Source organism: Nocardia carnea NBRC 14403, assembly GCF_000308515.1.
Lineage (GTDB): Bacteria > Actinomycetota > Actinomycetes > Mycobacteriales > Mycobacteriaceae > Nocardia > Nocardia carnea.
On sequence record NZ_BAFV01000118.1, the window covers coordinates 16,240 to 34,199 of the forward strand.

Below are 17,960 nucleotides of genomic sequence, written 5' to 3' on the forward strand. Positions count from 1 at the left end.
GCCCGGGACCTCGAGTATCCCGGCCTGTACCCACCGTCCCCCTCCCGATGAGTCGTTCCGGCCCTACCCTGGTCGAGAAGGCCACGAACGACAGAGGTGCGGATGCCCGAGATGATCGGTAAGGGCGCGAACACCGCGCTACGAGGTGGACAGGTGCGGATATCGGCGGCCCCGCCCGGGATCGACCTCACCGTCCTGTGCCTGCGGGAGAACGGAAAGGTCGGTAGCGATGCCGATTTCGTGTTCTACAACCAGCCGGTATCTCCCGATTCGGCGGTGCGGTTGGCGGGCGGCGAGATCACGATCGACCTCACGGCGGTTATCGGCGACGCCCACCGGATGGTGGTCGCGGCGTCGGTGGACACCGGGACATTCGGTACGATTCCGCTCACCGTGCGGATCACCGAGGCCGGCGCCGGCGACTACGAACTACCCATCACCGGCCTCACCTCGGAGACGACGGTGCTGCTCGCCGAGGTCTACCGGCGGGCAGGCGGCTGGAAACTCCGCAATATCGGCCAGGGGTACGCCACCGGATTGGCCGGTCTGGCCACCGATTTCGGGATCACCGTCGACGACGCACCCACCCCGCCATCAGACACCCCACCGGCACCGACCACATCGACGCTGCCGCCCGCGCAGGGGTATCCGGCACCACCATCCGCCGGGCACCACGCACCGGGGTATCCACCACCGGTACCCCCGGCGTACCCGCCGCCGACCGCTCCGGGATATTCACCGCCGAACGCACCCGGGTACCCGCCGGCGCCCGACGGCCGGCCGGCAGCGGGTAGCCCGCCAGCCGGTTTCGCCGCTCCGCCCGTAGCTTCGGGTTCCGCAGGAATCGGGCACTCTCAATCCCCACCGCCCGGTGTGAATTTCAGTAAGGGCGCCGTCACGCTCACCAAAGGTGCGGGGCCGGTCTTGCTGGAGAAGGCGCCGCTTGTCCGGCTGCGGGTCGCGTGGGCCAGCGGCGCCGACTACGAGGCCTACGCCCTGGTCGTGCTGTCCGACGGAAAAGTCGTGCATGTCGCCACATTTCCGGCCGCGGGAATTCCGGCTGCCCCGCAGTACGGCGATCTGGTGCGCCATCTCGGCGACCGCGGCCGCGGGGATGTGCAGCGTGGTGGCGGCCAGACCGAGGAGATCATCGAGGTGCGGTTGGCGCCCGAGATCGTCGCGGTGGTGCCGGTGGCGTATTCGGCGATCAACAACGGGACCGGTTCTTTCCACAAATACCGGGTCACGCTCTCGATCGAGAGCGGCGCGGATTCCGTGAGCATCCCGGCCGACCAGGCGAAGAAGTCCAGCTGGATCTTCACCTGCGTTCCGGGCATCGTCTACAACCGCCCCGAGGGTGTGCTCATCGAACGCCTCGAGCTGTACAGCCGTCGATTCTCCGAACATCGCCCCGCGGTGACACTGCGGCCCGACGGGCAGGTGGAAGTGCGGATGGACAAGGGCCCGGTGAACCAGTTCAAAGCCGACCGCACCTGACAGTCCCCCGGAGTATGCGTCACGGTCCGACCCCGGCGGGCCCCGAACGCACTCGCCCCACTCTGCGATCGGGTTCGGCATCGCCCTGCGCGCGGTCCACGGCCGGCCGCGAGAGATAATTGTGCCGTGACGAGTTCCGCCGAAAGCCCGGCCTTCACCTATTCCGAGGTGGGCGCCACCAGCGGTTCGATGCCCGTCGGCTGTCACCACCTGGAGATACGCCGCCCACTCGGCCGCGGACGCGACGATTTCCGGCGTTTCGGGGATGCTCTCCTGGCCTACCGGATGCAGCGCGGTCTGGGCCTGCTGGCCGATGCACAGACGCCGCGGGCCGAACCAGGGGCGCACATCACGGTCCGGCTCGGTATCGGACGGTTCGGCGTGCTCGCGCCGTGCCGGGTGGTGTATGTCCTGGACGAGGAGGATCGCCGCGGGTTCGCCTACGGCACGCTACCGGGCCATCCCGAATCGGGTGAAGAGCTGTTCGCGGTCGAATACGATCACGCGACGGCGACGGTGTACGGGGTGGTCAGAGCCTTCTCGCGGCCCGCGGCCTGGTATACCCGCGTCGGTGGGCCGGTGGTCCGGGCTACGCAACGCCTGGCCGCCGAGGCATATCTCGTCACCTTGCGCCGGACGCCGGCCTTGCCGTGATGCTCACCGCCCGAACCTCGGCAGCGGACCCGGCGCTCACTGATCGAGATCCACGGCCCGAACCCGTAGGGCCGGCGAACCCGCCTGCCGCCTTTCCGCCCGGATTTGCTGTCTTCTCAAATATTGCAATCATTGATGAACTAGCTGTTTCGCTATAAACTCGCGCATATGGTGCACTTTTCCGGCCGCAAGCGGCTGTCGTGACGACCCCCCGGCGTGGACGGGTCACCCAGCACCGGGTGGCGCAGACGGTGGCGGACGAATTGCGCACGCGCATCCTCAACGGCACCGACGATTACCGGCTGCCCACCCAGGATCAGCTGGTACAGGAATTCGGTGTCTCCTATCCCTCGATCCGCGAGGCGATCCGCATTCTCGAAACCGAGGGCCTGGTCACCGTGCGCCGCGGCAATGTCGGTGGCGCCGAGGTGCACCGGCCCGACGAAACGTCGGCGGCGTACCACCTCGGGCTCGCCCTGCAAGGCGGACGCGTGACCTTGCGTGATCTGGCGTCCGGGCTGCAGATGCTGGAACCGATGTGTGCGGCCGAATGCGCCCGCCGGGAAGACCGCCTCGAGGTGGTGGTGCCGGTACTCACCGAGAACATCGAGAAATCGAAGGGGCTGGTGGACGACGGGGTCGCCTTCACGCAGACCGCGCGCGAATTCCACGATCTGGTGGTCTCGTTCACGCCGAACGCGACCGTCCGCTATGTGGTGAGCAGCCTGGTCGCGCTGTGGTCGGCGCAGGAGGAGGCGTGGGCCGAGGCACTCACCGGTCGCGGCGAGTATCCGTCGCGGGAACAGGCGAGGGCCGCGGTGCGCACCCATCAGAAGATCGTCGACGATATCGCCTCCGGTCAGGCCTCGGCGGCCGAGCATATGGCGTGCGCGCATCTCGCGGCGACGCAGGCGCTGCTGCTGGACCGGTTCGACGACGGCATCGTGAACGCGTCCTCGACGATGGCCCAGCAGGCGATCCGCAGCGCCCAGAGCCTCCGCCGCTGAACTACAGCCGCGCCGCGCTCGGGATCTCGGTGACGGGTCCCCGTTCGAACGCGCGGATCATCGCGTCCTGGGTGAACGAGGCGATCAACCGGCCGCTGCCGGTGCTGATCTGGCCACGAATATGCGCGGATCCGGCCCCCACGAAGGTGGCCTCGTGGTGGTAGCGCAACCAGCCGTCCCATTTCACCGGGTCGTGGAAGGTCACCGCGATTCCCATCGGCGCCGTCGACAGGGTGTGGTGGGCTTGTGCGGTACCGAATCCGGGATGCGGGCGTAGCGCCGTGGAGATCCCGAGATGTCCGGTGAAATGCGCGAGTACGGCACGATGCAGATCGTCACGGGACGGAACCTCGTCGTAGCGCAGCCAGGCGTCCACCACCGGCGGGCCGATTTCGTCGGGGTCGTTGATATCGGCGCAGCCGACGATACGGACCTCACGTCCGGGCAGCGGCAGACTTTCGGCCGGGAGGGCTTCGTCCGGGCCGGGCACCGGTGGTCCGGCGGGTTCGTCGCGGCGGACGAGGTCGGGCTGCGGCGTGTCCAGCAGCACTGTGCAACTCGTGCGGATCTTCAATTGCTGACGGGCAGTCACGGTGGCGCTCGCGAAACTACGACCGGCCTTGATCGGGGTGACGGTGAAGTCCAGTGGAATATCGGGGTCGGCAGCAGAAACGAACAGTGCGTGCGCGTTACGCACGGTACGGCCGGGCAGGGCCTTGGTGGCCGCGACAATGCTCTGCCCGAGGATCTGGCTACCGTCGACCACCCGCCGGGTTCCGCCGTCGCTGTCGCCGAGATAGCGCGACGGAACCACCGGGTCGGGCCGGATATCGAAGATCTCCAGCATCCGCGCCATCGACGATTCAGGGATACCGCCCGGCGGTTGTGCGGCGTTCACGAGCGCACCCCGGTGTACCGGCCGGCACCGATCGTCACCTGGACGACGGACTGGTCGAAAGCGATATAGCCGGCCAGGCGCGACACCTGGGAGTGCGGCTGCGGATAACACCACGCGATCCAGGGACGGTCGCTGCCCGGCAGGGTCCAGTACGACGCCTCACCTTTGAAGGGGCACACCGTATGCAGTTCGACGGTTTCGAGCAAGCCCGAGTTCACCGCCTGCGGCGGAAAGTACACCACCAGGCCGTGATCCTGTTCGTCCACCAGCAGGCATTCGTCGCTCACGGCTAGTTGCTGCCCGTCGAGGGTGGCGGTCATCGTATTGGTACGGGCCAGCAGATCGACCCGGTAATCGGGGCGGTGCTGATACCCGGAAGGTACGGTTTCTTCGCTCATCATTGCTCCGAATCTCGATCGGACGGGGTCGCCGGAAACGGCTCGACAAGTGGCCGGCGATTCCCGCTTTCACTGTCGCACAGGCAAGTACGGTTCGAGATCCGGTTCGGGCCGGACCCCGAACGACCGCATCGCCATGGCCAGCATGGCGTAGGCACCCACCGTGAAGACGATATCCATCAACTGCTGTTCGTCGAACTCCGCCGCGAGTGCCTGCCAGGCGGTATCCCCGACCGCACCCGATTCGCGCAGTTCGTCGGCCGCGCGCAGCAGGGCGGCTTCCACCGGGGACCAGCCCGCGGCGTCGGGACCCTCGGCAATCCGGCGGATCTCTTCCTCGGTCAGTCCTGCATTGCCGCCGAGGACCGCGTGCTGGGCCCATTCGTAGTCGCTGTTCCAGAGGTGGGCGACCCGCAGGATCAGTAGTTCGCGCTGCCGATCCGACAGTGCGGTGCCGTACAGCAGATGCCCGTTGAACGGCAGGAAGGCCATGGTGAACGCGGGATGCCGGGCCAGGGTCCCGAGCAGGTTGGTTCCCGATCGGGTATTCGCAGGCGCGGGGCCACCGTGGTGGACCCGGGTGCGGAAGTCGGCGAAGAACGCCCGTAGTTCCGCCGACCATTCCGCGGGCTTCAGCGGGGGTATGCGCTCCATCTGCAACTCCTTGTCATCCATGTGCGTGGTCACGCTCCGCTACCGCCTCCTGGCCTGACTCGCTCATGCCCTGTCTATTCGGCATGAGCGAGGGCCCTCCGGTGGTCACGCTCCGCTACCGCCTCCAGGCCTGACTCGCTCATGCGATGGGTTCGGAACCCAGTACGGTCGACCGGGCCATACGACGGGGTTCGGACCGATCGAATTCGCAGGCCCGGTGCACCAGGCCGGTGTTGTCCCACAGCACCATGTCACCCACCGACCAGGTGTGGGTGTAGACGCGGTCGGGGGCGGTCGCGCGGTCTTCCAGTTCGTCGAGCAGGTCCCGGCCGCCGGCTGGATCGGCGCCCTCGACATGCGCGGCGGTGGCACCGAAAACCAGGGAGCGGCGGCCGGATTCGTGTTGCCAGACCAGCGGGTGCACGCGGGGCGGGCGGCGCTCCCATTCGGCGACCTGCTCGGGGGTGGGATCGGGATGGCTCAATCGCTGTACCCGCGCCATTCTGTGGACCACCCGGATATCGGCGAGTTCTTCCTTCTCCCGCTCGCTCAGTTCGTCGTAGGCGACATAGGTGCTGGCGAACGCGGTTTCCCCGCCGCGGGCGGCGATCACCCGGGCGCTCATGATCGACGTCTTGGCGATCATACGGTCCAGGCAGCCGTCGATATGCCAGTAGTCGTTGCTCGGGAAGTACGGCGCCAGCGGGTTCGCCGGGTCGAAGCTGATCTCCATCACGTTATTGTTGGAGAACTGCGGGAAAACAGCGAGCTCACCGAGTTTCGCACCGAATTCCACCTGTGCCGCGTCGGTGGCGTGCAATTCGCGGAATAGCACCACACCGTATTCTTCCAGCAGTTCCTGGCATATTCCCGGCAGATCGGGGTCGGTGATCAGCCGGGCGGCGTCGACATCGAGAACCTCGACACCGACTTTCTCGCTCAGTTCTCGCGTAGCCACTGCGGGCATGACTGTCTCCTCACTTCCGCGTTCAGCACGGGATATTCGGCCGGCGGATATTCCGCAACGGGCGTGCGTACGAAGGATCCTGCGCGTTGCGCGACGGTGCACCGTTGGCGTGGATATCGGGAACTTCGGCGAACGGTACGGGCATCGTCGGGACCATGCCCGACCATTCGATGACGTTGGTGCGCACGGTGATCCGCCAAACCCCGGCACGTCGTTCGAGGCGGTCGAGATAGCGGCCACCGGCGAGCCAGTTGCTGTCGTCGCGGTTACGGGCGGCGAAGAGATAGTAGGTTTCGGTGTGGGCGGTGTCGCCGTCGATATCGCAGGTGTGATTGAGCAGGTTGTGGTGGGTCGCGTACTGACCACTCTCGTGCATCGCCGACGCCCAGCCGTAGAGATCTTCCGGACAGCCCACGAAATCACCGGCCGCGATCTCGGCATCCGGGTGGAACGCCGAAAGGAACAGGCTGCGGTCGAACCGGTCCATTCCCCGGCTGAACCGGGTCAGGCAATCGAGAATGTCCTGACGGTCCAGCAGAGCAGCGAGCCTGGCCTGCTGTTCGGTAGCGGTGCTCATGATGTCCTCGAAACATTGTTGGTGCGCAATGGTTATGGGATGGGTGACCAGATCGGGGATCCGCGGGTTTCGCGCAGCGAAGGAATCTCACGGCCGTCGATATCGGTGATGCCGTAGTCCCGCCCCAGTTCCGCAGTGATGAATGTGCCGCCGGTGCGCTGCATCAGGGCGGGATCCACGGAAAGGGCGGCGATGACGCGGCCGGGGTATTCGGGGGAACATCCGTGTGCCGGCGTGGTTGCTGCCTGCCTCGCGAGACCCGGGACGGTCGCGAGATTGCGTTCGGCACGTTCGGTCATGGTCAGGCCCTGCCACAGCGATACCGAGGCGACGCCGAACGGTTTCAATTCCACCGCCATATCACGGGCCATCCGGTCCACCGCGGATTTGGCGGTACCGAACACCACCCCGTAGGTGTAGGCGACCCCGGTGTAGCCGGAAATGGCGACGATCAACCCGGATTCGCCCGGAACCATCAGTGCGGCGGCGTGCCGGGCGGCCACGAAATTCGACCGGACCCCGATATCGACCATTTCCCAGTTCGACAGCGGCTTCTCCCAGAACGGCTGCGGATCGGTCAGATCCTCCGGCAGCGAGAACGCATTGTTGACCAGGATGTCGAGGCGCCCCTGCTCGGCGGCCACCCGGTCGAAGAATGCGGCCACCTCGTCGTCGTGGCCGTGGTCGACCCGCACCGCGATCCCCTGCCCGCCGCGAGTTGTGCAGTCGGCGGCGGTCGCACCGATCGTGCCGGGCAACGCATGCTCGCCGTCGGCGACCGTGCGGCCGGTGACGTACACGGTCGCACCCTGCTCCGCCAGCGCCAGCGCGATCCCCTTGCCGATACCGCGGCTGGCACCGGTGACCACGGCGACCCGGCCGGACAGTGCACCCATCGACGCCACCTATCCGCCGAAGAATTCTTCGCTGTGGTCACCGTGCGCGCGACCGATGAACCTCTCCTCGCGCAGCGGAGCACCCAGCACGCCCTGCGACCAGTCCGCCGAACCCCCCTCGTCCCGGACCCAGTCGTACAGCATGATCCGCTGCGCGATCCGCCACCGGCCGTCGCGGCTTTCGAACCGATCCAGATAGCGGCCGCCGAGTACCGAATCACGGTGCTCGGCACCGGTATCGAGACGGTGGTAGGCGATCACCTGTGTCTCGGTGCGCGCGTGCTCGCCGCGCAGGTCGATCGAAGTCTGCCCCAGTAGATGCTGGGTGGATACGATCGCGGGCGAGCCGGGGATCACCCAGCTCAGGTATTGGTCGAAGGTGCCGCCGAATATCCCGAAATCGACCGTGGCATCGGACCAGAACGCATCTTTCACCAGGGTCGCATCGCGGCGGTCCTCGCCCCGCGCGAGCCGGACCAGACAGTCACGGATACGCGCATGGGCGAGGATCGTCTGCACTTCGGCGGCGACGTCGTTCACCTCGCCACGCCCTTACGCCTCGGCGGCTTCGGGGGCATATCCGAGAATGCCCTTGACTTCGAGGTATTCCTCGAAACCGGCTGCACCCCATTCGCGGCCGTTTCCGCTCTTCTTGTAACCGCCGAACGGCGCCGCGAAATCGAAACCGCCGTTGATCCCGATCGACCCGGCACGCAGGCGCCGTGCGACAGCGCGGGCCTGGTCCAGGTCACGGCCCGCTATGAAACCGGCCAGGCCGTACTCGGTGTCGTTGGCTATGGCGACGGCATCGTCGATACCGTCGTAGCCGATGATCACCAGCACGGGCCCGAAGATTTCCTCGCGCGCGATGGTCATATCGTTCGTGACATCGGCGAATACCGTGGGTTTGACGTAGTACCCCTTCTCCAGGCCGTCCGGTCGCCCGGTACCGCCGGCTACAAGAGTGGCGCCCTCATCGATTCCCTTCTGGATCAGGGATTGGATCTTCTCGAACTGCGAGGCGGCGACTACGGGACCGATAGCGACGTCACCGGTGGGATCACCGACGGTGATCGTTTCGGCAGCGGCGCGGGCGGCCTCGATCGCTTCCGCCATCCGCGCGCTGGGAACCAGCATTCGCGCGGGTGAACTGCAGGTCTGCCCGGAATTACCCATCATGTTTCCGACGCCCGCGCCGACATTGGTCGCGAAATCAGCGTCGTCGAGGACGATATTAGGGCCTTTCCCGCCCAGTTCCTGGGTCACTCGTTTCACGGTCGGAGCCGCATTACGAGAAATTTCGACGCCGGCGCGGGTGGATCCGGTGAACGAGATCATATCGACCTCCGGATGCGACGACAGCGGTACGCCGACCCCCGGGCCGTCGCCCTGTACGAGGTTGAACACACCGGCCGGTACACCGGCGGCGGCAAGGATCTCGGTGAAGATCTGCCCCGTGAACGGTGAACGTTCGGACGGTTTCAGCACCATCGTGCAGCCGGTCCCCAGCGCGGGGAAAACCTTCACCGCGATCTGGTTCATCGGCCAGTTCCACGGCGTGATCAGCCCGCAGACCCCGATCGGTTCCTTCACGATCAACGTGGCCCCGCGCTGTTCCTCGAACCGGTAGTTCTCCAGGATCTCGATCGCCTGTTGCAGATGGCCCGCCGCCAGATCCACCTGGAATCCGTTCGCCAGTCCGGCAGGAGCGCCCATCTCCTCGGTGAGTGCCGCGGCCAGATCGGCGGTGCGCTTCTGGTATTCCCTACCGATGGCCCGGAGCAGGTCCAGCCGTTCGGCGACCGTACTGGCGGCCCACACCGGAAAGGCCGCGCGCGCCGCCGTGACGGCTGCGTCCACATCGGCGGCCGATCCGGCCGCGACTTTCCCGGCCACTTCCTCGGTGGCGGGGTTGACCACGTCGAAGGTCCGGTTTCCGGACGGCTCGACCCATTGCCCGTCGATATAGAACTTCAGGTATTCGCGCATCACTGCATCCCTTCCGCGTACCAAGTGCGGAACTCGTCGTAGCTCGGCATTTCCTCGGAGTTCGCCTTCGGATCCACCGCTACATGGATGACACCCGGTTTTCCGCTGGCGAAGGCGCGCTTGATGGCGGGCGCGATCTCGGCGTCGGTGTCGACGTATTCGCCGTAGCAGCCGAAGCCCTCGGCGACCTTGTCGAGCCGTGTCTCTTTACTCCAGTGCACAGCGGTTTCCCGGGAACCCTGACCGAACGTACGTTTGTAGACACCGACCTCGAGACCCCACGCGTAATCGACCGCGACGACGGTGACAAGCGGAAGATTCAGCCGGGCAGCGGTTTCCAGTTCGGCGATCTGGAACTGGAACGAGGAGTCGCCGGTGATCAGCAGGACCGGTCGTTTACCGCCGTCGGCCACCGAGGCGCCGACCGCGTACGGCAGGCCGGTGCCGAGGTGCCCGAAGTTCTGGTTCCAGACCACATCGTGTGGTTTGCACTGCGTGTAGGTCCAGCCGAAGATCGTGGTGGCGCCGCCGTCGCGGACCAGGATCCCGTCGGCGGGGAAATCCTTGGTGGCCTCCACGACCAGGCGGGCCGGATGTACCGGTGACATGCCGGACGGCGCGGATTCGGCGAGTTCGGCCAGCCGGGTGGCGTCCTGTTCGATCCACCGGGCGAGCTCCGGGGTGGCGGCGCGCGGCGTGTCCTTCAGGACGGCGGTGAGCTGAGGTACGACGGCGCGCAGGTCACCGACCAGCGGTACGTCGATGGGGCGGTTGACGCCGATGGCGGTGGGGTCCTGTTCGATCAGCACCCATTTCCGGATGGCTTCGTTCTCCAGCCAGTGCCGGCCCCGGCCGTAGTGCACCGGCTCGCCCAGCTCGGTGCCGATAGCCAAACACAGATCGGATTTCACGACGGCTTCCACCGCGGACGGCGAGAACCCGTACGGGAAGGTTCGGTCTTCCAGGCCTTCGATAAAGGAGGTACCGCCCGAGGTCTGCACGACCGGGCAGGCCATGAGATCGGCGAGTTCTTTCACCGAAGCGCCGGCGCGGGAGGTGTGCACCCCGTGCCCGACCAGCAGAACCGGCTGCTTCGCCTGACGGATGAGCTCGGCGGCCTCGTCGATCTTGTCCTGACCGGCCGTCTGGCCGACCAGGCGGTAGCGGTGCGGCGGCAGCGGCGCCGGAACATCGAGCTCTTCCTGGATGACATGCGATGGGTATTCGATGTACACGGGGCCGGGGACACCGGTCAGCGCCTTGCGCAGGCCTTCGCGGATGATCTCGTCGGTCTGGTCGGCGTATTCGATACTCGCCGCGTACTTCACCGAGGGTTCCAGCAGGCCGGACTGTTTCACGAACTGGATCCGCCCGCGGCGTACCCGCTGTTCGGTGATCCGCGCGCGCTGCCCGCCCAGGAAGATCACCGGCGAATTCTCCACCTTGGCGCACATCATCGCGCCGGCCATATTCGCCATACCGGGTCCGAGGGTGCCGATACAGACGGCGGCCTTACCGGTCATCCGGGAAACCGCCTCGGCCATGAACCCGGCCGATTCCTCGTGGTGCGGGGACACGACATTCCAGCCGCGTTCGTCGGCCAGATGGAACAGGTGCACGAAATTCGGATCGGGGATACCGAAAATCGTATTGATACCTTCGGCCTCGAAGAGGTCCAGAATTCGTTCGTAAACCTTGACCGCCATATTCACTGTCCTCCCATGGCCATTGCGAAACTCCGGCCGATATGGTCGCTGTGCGCCGACGGCACCACCGGCAGCAACCACGAATCGTCGGTATCGCGTATGTCGTCGATCTGTTCGCCGACGTCCTCGATCGACCACTGCGGCCGGTAGACGCCGGGGGTTTCCGCGATATAGGCCCGTGCGACCCGGCCCGCCAGCGCGACCAGCATCTCGCCGCTGATCGTGCAGGATTCGTGGGCCAGCCAACCCACCGCCGGGGCGACCAGCTCGGGTTCCATCGGCGGATATTTCGAGGTATCCAGGCCGTCGGCCAGCCTGGTCACTGCCGCGGGCACGATCACGTTGGATTTCACCCCGTGCTCGGCACCCTCGAGCGCGATCACATTCGACAATCCGATCACGCCGGCCTTGGCGACAGCGTAATTCGCGACGTTCTGGTTGCCGTACAGTCCGCCGATCGAGGATGTCAGGATCACCCGGCCGTAGCCGGCGTCGCGCATTACCGGGAATGCCGCGCGAACCACGTGGAATGCGCCGCGCAGATGCACGTCGAGGACGGAATCGAAATCCTCGTAGGACATTTCGGTCAACGGTGCATAACGAACGTTGCCGGCGTTGTGGATGAGGATATCGACGCGACCATAGGTGTCGAGGGCCGTGTCGATGATCGCGCGTCCGCTTTCCGGGCTCGCCACGGAATCGGCATTCGACACCGCTTCCCCACCGGCGTCCCGGATCTCGGCGGCCACACCACCGGCCACCCCGGCATCGATATCACCGCCCGGGATCCCCCCACCGACATCGTTGACCACGACTTTCGCACCACGCGCGCCGAGCATCAGGGCGTAGGCCCGCCCCAGCCCGCGACCGGCACCGGTCACGACGGCCACCCGGCCGTCGAACCGTTTCTCCGGGCCCGACTCGTTCATTTGCCCAGCACCAGACCCTCGAGGCGGCCGGTACCGCGCCATTCCTGCAGCAGCTCCTCCAGGGCGTAGAAGCCCGGCCAGTACGGCTCTCCGAGATGGGACCGGATGTTCTGCTCGCCCTCGTTGTTGTAGTAACCCGGCGTGCACTCACGCTGGAAATTACTGTTGTCGACGGCGGTTTCCTTGATGGTGGTGCACCAACCTTCGACGGCCTCCGGGGTGGGTTCCACGACTTTCGCGTCCCGGTTCAGCGCTTCACCGATGATGTAGGCGGCATGGGTGGTCTGCTGATCGAACATATCGGTGGTGCTCGCGGTCACGCCGCCCTGCACGAACCCGGTGAAGAAAATATTCGGGAAACCGTTACTGGTGAGGCCGTGCAAGGTGCGGTAGCCGTTCGCCCAATGTTCGTAGAGCGACAGGCCGTCCCGGCCGGTGAACGGGTGGATACCGTAGCGGCGATCCAGATCGGTGGTGATCTCGAATCCGCTGGCGAAGATGATGCAGTCCACTTCGTGTTCCACACCGTCGGCCACGATGCCGGCTGCTGTTATCCGCTCGACGCCTTTGGTCTTCGATACATCGACCAGGGTCACATTCGAGCGGTTGTAGGTCGGCAGGTATTCGTCGTTGAAACAGGGCCGCTTGCACAGGAATCGGTAATACGGTTTGAGCGCGGCCGCGGTCGCCGGATCCTCGACGATCTGGTCGACGCGCTGCCGGACCCGCTCCATGGCCCGGTAGTCCTGGGTCTCCCGGATCTCCATGAACTTCTCCGGAGTCACCTCGGCCCAGCTGTTCGTTTCGTCCAGGTAGGCCTGCACATTCCGGCTCACCTCGGTCCAGCCGTCGCACACCAGATCCGGCTGGCCGGGCGCGAACGCCTCGAACGCGGCGGTGTGGAAATTGCGGCGCCGTTCCAGCTGCCAGCCCGGCTGCAGCGATTTCGCCCAATCCGGATCGGTCGGGACGTTACCGCGTTCGTTGATATAGGACGGCGTGCGCTGGAAAACGTACAGGTGTTCGGCCGACCGGGCGATATGCGGAATGATCTGGATGCCGCTGGCACCGGTCCCGATCACCGCGACCTTCTTGTCCTCCAGCCCGGTCAGGCCGCCGCGCATATCACCGCCGGTGTAGGCGTAATCCCAGCGGGCCGAATGGAATGTGTGCCCGATGAAATCGTTGATACCCGGGATACCGGGCAGCTTCGGCTTGTTGAACGGCCCCTGCGCCATGACGACGAACCGGGCCAGGATCCGGTCGTCGCGATTGGTGCCGATGCGCCAGCGTCGCAGCGCCTCATCCCATTCCAGCGATTTCGTCATGGTCGAGAAGATCGCCTTCTCGTACAGTCCGAAATGCTTCCCGATACGCTGGGCGTGCTCGAAACATTCGTCGCCGTAGGCGTATTTCTGGGTCGGGATGTACCCGGTTTCCTCGAGCAGCGGCAGATAGCAGTAGGCGTCGGAATCGCATTGGATACCGGGATAACGATTCCAGTACCAGGCGCCGCCGAAATCGCCGGCCAGTTCGATGATCCGGAAATCCTCGACGCCGGCCTGGGTGAGCCGCGCGCCTGCGGTCAAACCGGCCCAGCCCCCGCCGAGGACCACCACATCGACTTCCTCGGTGATCGGCTCTCGCGGTGTCACCGGGGTATAGGGGTCGCCTTCGAATACCTCGGCGAACCCGTCCTCGCTGGCGACGTACTGCTGTTGCCCTTCCGATCGCAGCCGCTTATCGCGTTCGGCCAGATACTTGGCCCGTAACGCGGCATGGTCGATATCGGGGGTCTGCGTGGGTGCGCAGTTGTTCATTCGGATTCCTCGGTGCTGGATCGGGCCGGCGGCGCCGGGTCAGGTGAGGTCACGCGGTGCGCCGGTGCCCATGTATTTCGCGAGGTTGTGATGCAGGTTGACGACACTGCGCTCGCGATACGGATTAGGTTTCGGGCCGGTGAAACCGGCGGTTTTCATCCCCTGCTGGACGGCTGCCATATTGTCGAAATCCTGCGGCAGTACGGTGCGCCAGCCCGGATCGTCCTGCGGTGTGTGGATCCATTCCGTTTCCGGCGCTTCGCCTTCCGGGAACAGTTCGTAAACCGCGGCCTCGAAAATACATTTGTCCGGGTCGTAGCCGTAGGGTCGGGCGCTGTAGCAGAGCATATTGTTCACCGCGTGCCCGATCTGGAAGTTCGGGAAGATCTGCCATGCGGTGCCGGCCGCCGCCACCTGCGACGGGGAAACGGTCGGCCAGATAACACCGCGTTTCTCGTCGGCGGCGCGCGCCGATGCCAGCCAATGCTGCATGACCTCGGGGGCCGGGGTGCCCTCCGGCAGTTCCTCGGTGAGCCGCCGCGCCGCCTCCACCATGGTCCAGGTGGTGTTGGTGTTGGCGTTCTCCCAGGTGAAATTCTGCAGTTCGATGGTGGATTTGCGGGCGTCGGGGCCGTGGCCGAGGCGGATCTTGCCCTGGCTCTCTTCCTGGCCCTTCGGCGCGTCGTAGCCGATATTGCTGTGCTTGCCCTGCGCCCGCGCCCAGCCCAGGAACATACCGAAGTTCATGAACTCCGGATGGGTGTAGGGCACGTGGTAGGTCTCCATGAAGGCTTCCAGCGCGACCTTCCAGTTGCAGTCGAACACCAGCCACCGCCGCCAGCGGTAGCGCATGTTCTGCAACTGGAACGGATCGAGCAGGGACGCCGCCGGTTCCAGGTATTCCAGCAGGGTTTCCGACGGCTTCGGATCCAGATTGACGAAGATCCAGCCGCCCCAGGTGTCGACATGCACGTCGACCAGTCCGTCGTTACGTTCGGTGAGCCCGCAGGGCCAGTCCTCGCGTTCGGGGACGAAGGTATTGCGGCCGTCGAGGTCGTAACGCCAGCCGTGGAATCCGCAGACGAACTGTTTCTTCTGCCCCTTGGCATTACGCTCGCCGGACGGGGTGTCGACCAGTTTGCGGCCGCGGTGGGCGCACACATTGTGGTACGCGCGGATCGTATCCTCGGCGGTGCGCACGATGATGATCGAATCGTCGAGGATTTCGTAGGTGAGGTAATCGCCCACGCGCGGGATCTCCTCGACCCGGCCCACCTGCTGCCAGACCTTGCGCCACAACTTGTCGCGTTCGTCTTTGACGTATTCGGGACTGAGGTAGGCCTCCACCCCGATCGTCATCGGCGCGGACAGCGGTTCGGTGTTCGTGGCGATATCGTCGACGCGCTCGCTCATCGTGTTCTCCCACCCCGGGTCCGGGGACAGTCGGTGTCGGTGCAATACATTTCGGTGGTCAGCTGGTGATGGCGGCGCGGAAACCCTCGTCCTTCAGGAACAGCGAGGTGTTGTCGGCGCCCAGATGGGTCCATTTCAAGTTGAGCCCGCCGTCGACCAGGATCGTCTGCCCGGTGATATAGGACGACAGCTGGGAGAGCAGGAACAGCACGGCACCCGCCTGCTCTCCGGGCCGGCCGCGGCGGCCCATGGCGATCGCGGTCCGATCGCGTTCAGCGTCCTCGTCGACATAGGTTCCCGAGGCCGGAGTTTCGGTGACGCCGGGCGCGATCGCGTTCACCCGGATATCGCTGAGCGCGAGTTCGACCGCCAGCGTCCGGGTCGCGGCGACGAGGGCGGCTTTCGCGGTGCCGTAGGCGATATGGTACGGGGCGGTGTTCATCCCGCTGATCGACGACAGCGAGACGATGGAGCCCGCCCGGCCGGCCGCTTTGATCTCCGCGGCCACCGCCTGGCTCATGAAGAACATCGATTCGAGGTTCTGTGCGAACAGGGCCCGCCAGTCGTCACGCGTGACCCGGGTGGCCGGCATCCAGGTGGTGGGTGCGGCACCGCCGGCGATATTGACCAGGCCGTAGAGGTCCCCTTCGGCCTTTCGCGCGGCTTCGAGCACGGTGGCGACACCTTCGTCGGTGGCGGCATCGGCCTGTACGGGAACGACGTTCAGTCCCTCGCTCGCCAGCGGTTCCACATGTTTCGCCAGGTTCTCCGCGCCGCGGCTGACTCCGAGCACGGTCGCCCCGGCTTGCGCGACCAGTCTGGTCACGGCGGTCCCGATTCCGCCACCGCCCGCGCCGGACACGATCACCACGCGCCCGTCCAGTCCGAAGAATTCGCCTATCATGGTTGATTCACCCGTCCTTCCGGAATGCGAGCACACTGCCCTCGGCGTCGGCGGCGATATACAGGGTTCCGTCCGGGCCGGCCGCAATACCCGCGAACGGCCCCTGCGGCCCGGAGAAGGGCGGCATACCCAGCAGCGGTTTCGGCGTCACCCCGGGCGGCGCGCCCACCGGCAGGTTCCAGGCGAGCACCTCGCGGGCCTTGGTCTCCAGATCGACCGCGACGAGATTCTTGGCACCGGAATCGACGATCAGCAGCTGCGATCCGCGGATCAGCAGGCCCTGCGGAGTGTCGAGACCGTCCACCACGGTGTCCACTCCCCCGGCGGACACCGAGACCACCCGGCCCGCCCCGGATTCGGCGACCAGACAGGTGCCGTCCGCGGTGAACGCGATGCCGATCGGCTTGTCCAGCCCGGCGGCGAGCACCTCGACTCCGCCGTCACCACGCACCCCGAGCACCCGGCCGGTGCCGAATTCGGTGGTCACGATCTTTCCGCCGGGCCCGGCCTCGATCCCGTACAACTGGTCGAGCGGCGCTTCGGCGCCGGCAAGGAATTCGCTCTCCCCGCTCGCGGGCCGCCACCGGGCGACCTGACCGCCCGCGGTTGCGACGAGGAATTCACCCGGTCCGGCGGCTGTCACACCGCGGACGAAGCCCGGATAGCCCGGACTGAACAGCATGCCCAGGGTTTCGAGCCCGTCGGGGCCGACCGCATAGAAGTAGGTGCCGTCGGCGACGAACAGTGTGCCGTCGGGGCCGACGGTCAGATCCAGCGGCCAGTTCAGCCCGCCCGGCAGCGTGGTGCGGGTGGTGCCGTCGGCGCGGATTTCGGTGATCTCGCCGGTGAAGTTGGAGACGAACAGCCGGCCGTCCACCAGCGTGCAGTTGTCCAGGCCCGGATCGAGCTGGGCGAGGACGGTTTTCTCACCGTTGCGGGGATCGATCCGCAGTACCTGCCCCGAGGCGACCTGGGTGGACACGATGCACCCGTCCGCATCGAACTTCACCGAATCCGGTACGCCGAGATCCCCGGCGACCCGTTCGGGTTCACCGCCGTCGGGATGGATCCGCCAGATCTCGTTGAGCCCCATCACCGGGTAATAGAGCAACCCGTCGGGACCCACCTCCATCGCATTCGGCTGTTCCAGGTTTTCCAGCAGGATGCGCGGCGTGCCACCGTCGAGCGGCAGTTCCATGAGCCGGCCGCCGGGCCGGCATTCGTTGACGAACAGCCGGCCCTGATACACCGTGATGCCGTTGGCGCTGGGCAGGTCCGCGCGCAGCAAGCGGGTGGTGCCGTCGGCGTTGCGGGCGCTCACGCGGCCGTCCATCACCTCGGTGGCGTACAGGTTGCCGGCCGAGTCGAATGCGCAATCGTCGGGCGCGACGATATCGCCGCCCTTGGCGCTGATGGTTTCGATCGCGCCGGTATCGATATCGAGGGCGCTGATCTGGCTGCCGGTCACCTGGGCGATATAGATCCGCCCGTCCGGCCCGGTCCGTAACCCGTTGGCGCCGAACAGCCGGCTGGGCGGGGTGATCCGCCGTTGACTCCAGCCCGCCGCGACCCCGATCGATCGGCCGCCCTGATAGCGGGCCTCTTGCTGCAACATTCCGACTGACTCCCAACCGACCCGGCCGCTAGCGCT

The 17,960-nt window shown here is 66.0% G+C and carries 17 protein-coding genes; 3 read left to right on the plus strand and 14 right to left on the minus strand.

Features of this window, described 5'->3' with window-relative positions; translation table 11 throughout:
* Positions 1 to 102: 102 nt before the first annotated feature.
* The 3 genes from ON22_RS35045 (at position 103) to ON22_RS29475 (ending at position 3,158) form a co-directional block, all read left to right on the plus strand.
* On the plus strand, positions 103 to 1,497 hold the full coding sequence (locus tag ON22_RS35045; protein WP_051158254.1) for a TerD family protein: 1,395 nt from the start codon (positions 103 to 105) through the stop codon (positions 1,495 to 1,497).
* 126 nt (positions 1,498 to 1,623) lie between these two features.
* A complete protein-coding gene (locus ON22_RS29470; protein WP_033245638.1) occupies positions 1,624 to 2,151 on the plus strand; it encodes a DUF1990 domain-containing protein in 528 nt (175 codons plus the stop codon).
* Positions 2,152 to 2,351: 200 nt separating this feature from the next.
* On the plus strand, positions 2,352 to 3,158 hold the full coding sequence (locus ON22_RS29475) for a FadR/GntR family transcriptional regulator (RefSeq protein WP_033245639.1): 807 nt from the start codon (positions 2,352 to 2,354) through the stop codon (positions 3,156 to 3,158).
* A 1-nt stretch (position 3,159) separates the two neighbouring features.
* Here the strand turns inward: ON22_RS29475 and ON22_RS29480 are convergent, their stop codons facing one another.
* From ON22_RS29480 to ON22_RS29545, 14 genes are all read right to left on the minus strand, one after another.
* Positions 3,160 to 4,056, minus strand: a complete 897-nt coding sequence (locus ON22_RS29480; protein ID WP_033245640.1) for an acyl-CoA thioesterase — start codon at positions 4,054 to 4,056, stop codon at positions 3,160 to 3,162.
* Positions 4,053 to 4,454, minus strand: coding sequence for a DUF427 domain-containing protein (locus ON22_RS29485; protein ID WP_157170452.1), 402 nt, complete (start codon positions 4,452 to 4,454; stop codon positions 4,053 to 4,055). The genes ON22_RS29480 and ON22_RS29485 overlap by 4 nt, the downstream gene beginning before the upstream one ends.
* A gap of 69 nt (positions 4,455 to 4,523) precedes the next feature.
* On the minus strand, positions 4,524 to 5,141 hold the full coding sequence (locus tag ON22_RS29490) for a carboxymuconolactone decarboxylase family protein (protein ID WP_231508678.1): 618 nt from the start codon (positions 5,139 to 5,141) through the stop codon (positions 4,524 to 4,526).
* Between the two features lie 106 nt (positions 5,142 to 5,247).
* Positions 5,248 to 6,075, minus strand: a complete 828-nt coding sequence (locus ON22_RS29495; protein ID WP_033245642.1) for a TauD/TfdA dioxygenase family protein — start codon at positions 6,073 to 6,075, stop codon at positions 5,248 to 5,250.
* Between the two features lie 22 nt (positions 6,076 to 6,097).
* Entirely contained in the window at positions 6,098 to 6,652 is a 555-nt protein-coding gene (locus ON22_RS29500) for a nuclear transport factor 2 family protein (RefSeq protein WP_033245643.1), read from the minus strand.
* A gap of 32 nt (positions 6,653 to 6,684) precedes the next feature.
* The gene (locus ON22_RS29505) at positions 6,685 to 7,548 is read right to left on the minus strand and encodes an SDR family NAD(P)-dependent oxidoreductase (RefSeq protein WP_033245644.1); all 864 of its coding nucleotides are present in this window, start codon (positions 7,546 to 7,548) and stop codon (positions 6,685 to 6,687) included.
* A 9-nt stretch (positions 7,549 to 7,557) separates the two neighbouring features.
* Positions 7,558 to 8,088, minus strand: coding sequence for a nuclear transport factor 2 family protein (locus ON22_RS29510; RefSeq protein ID WP_033245645.1), 531 nt, complete (start codon positions 8,086 to 8,088; stop codon positions 7,558 to 7,560).
* A 12-nt stretch (positions 8,089 to 8,100) separates the two neighbouring features.
* Positions 8,101 to 9,537 carry an aldehyde dehydrogenase family protein gene (locus tag ON22_RS29515; RefSeq protein ID WP_033245646.1) on the minus strand — a complete coding sequence of 479 codons (1,437 nt, stop codon included), beginning with the start codon at positions 9,535 to 9,537 and terminating at the stop codon, positions 8,101 to 8,103.
* Positions 9,537 to 11,243 (minus strand): thiamine pyrophosphate-binding protein, encoded by a 1,707-nt coding sequence (locus ON22_RS29520; protein ID WP_033245647.1) that lies wholly within the window; start codon positions 11,241 to 11,243, stop codon positions 9,537 to 9,539. Before ON22_RS29520 ends, ON22_RS29515 begins: the two co-directional genes overlap by 1 nt.
* Before the next feature lie 2 nt (positions 11,244 to 11,245).
* A complete protein-coding gene (locus ON22_RS29525) occupies positions 11,246 to 12,172 on the minus strand; it encodes an SDR family NAD(P)-dependent oxidoreductase (protein WP_033245648.1) in 927 nt (308 codons plus the stop codon).
* Positions 12,169 to 13,992: a flavin-containing monooxygenase gene (locus ON22_RS29530; RefSeq protein WP_033245649.1), complete on the minus strand. Its 1,824-nt coding sequence runs from the start codon at positions 13,990 to 13,992 to the stop codon at positions 12,169 to 12,171. The genes ON22_RS29525 and ON22_RS29530 overlap by 4 nt, the downstream gene beginning before the upstream one ends.
* 39 nt (positions 13,993 to 14,031) lie before the next feature.
* Entirely contained in the window at positions 14,032 to 15,405 is a 1,374-nt protein-coding gene (locus ON22_RS29535; protein ID WP_033245650.1) for an aromatic ring-hydroxylating oxygenase subunit alpha, read from the minus strand.
* A gap of 58 nt (positions 15,406 to 15,463) precedes the next feature.
* Positions 15,464 to 16,309 (minus strand): SDR family NAD(P)-dependent oxidoreductase, encoded by an 846-nt coding sequence (locus tag ON22_RS29540; RefSeq protein ID WP_033245651.1) that lies wholly within the window; start codon positions 16,307 to 16,309, stop codon positions 15,464 to 15,466.
* A gap of 7 nt (positions 16,310 to 16,316) precedes the next feature.
* Complete coding sequence (locus ON22_RS29545) at positions 16,317 to 17,924, minus strand: SMP-30/gluconolactonase/LRE family protein (protein WP_033245652.1); 1,608 nt, start codon at positions 17,922 to 17,924, stop codon at positions 16,317 to 16,319.
* Positions 17,925 to 17,960: the final 36 nt, after the last annotated feature.

What these genes read in the sequence shown, in the direction of transcription:
- ON22_RS29540 (WP_033245651.1), bottom strand. Translation starts at nt 16,309, where the DNA reads ATGATAGGCGAATTCTTCGGACTGGACGGGCGCGTGGTGATCGTGTCC.
- ON22_RS29525 (WP_033245648.1), bottom strand. Translation starts at nt 12,172, where the DNA reads ATGAACGAGTCGGGCCCGGAGAAACGGTTCGACGGCCGGGTGGCCGTC.
- ON22_RS29530 (WP_033245649.1), bottom strand. Translation starts at nt 13,992, where the DNA reads ATGAACAACTGCGCACCCACGCAGACCCCCGATATCGACCATGCCGCG.
- ON22_RS29535 (WP_033245650.1), bottom strand. Translation starts at nt 15,405, where the DNA reads ATGAGCGAGCGCGTCGACGATATCGCCACGAACACCGAACCGCTGTCC.
- ON22_RS29505 (WP_033245644.1), bottom strand. Translation starts at nt 7,548, where the DNA reads ATGGGTGCACTGTCCGGCCGGGTCGCCGTGGTCACCGGTGCCAGCCGC.
- ON22_RS29545 (WP_033245652.1), bottom strand. Translation starts at nt 17,924, where the DNA reads ATGTTGCAGCAAGAGGCCCGCTATCAGGGCGGCCGATCGATCGGGGTC.
- ON22_RS29520 (WP_033245647.1), bottom strand. Translation starts at nt 11,243, where the DNA reads ATGGCGGTCAAGGTTTACGAACGAATTCTGGACCTCTTCGAGGCCGAA.
- ON22_RS29515 (WP_033245646.1), bottom strand. Translation starts at nt 9,537, where the DNA reads ATGCGCGAATACCTGAAGTTCTATATCGACGGGCAATGGGTCGAGCCG.
- ON22_RS29500 (WP_033245643.1), bottom strand. Translation starts at nt 6,652, where the DNA reads ATGAGCACCGCTACCGAACAGCAGGCCAGGCTCGCTGCTCTGCTGGAC.
- ON22_RS29485 (WP_157170452.1), bottom strand. Translation starts at nt 4,454, where the DNA reads ATGAGCGAAGAAACCGTACCTTCCGGGTATCAGCACCGCCCCGATTAC.
- ON22_RS35045 (WP_051158254.1), top strand. Translation starts at nt 103, where the DNA reads ATGCCCGAGATGATCGGTAAGGGCGCGAACACCGCGCTACGAGGTGGA.
- ON22_RS29495 (WP_033245642.1), bottom strand. Translation starts at nt 6,075, where the DNA reads ATGCCCGCAGTGGCTACGCGAGAACTGAGCGAGAAAGTCGGTGTCGAG.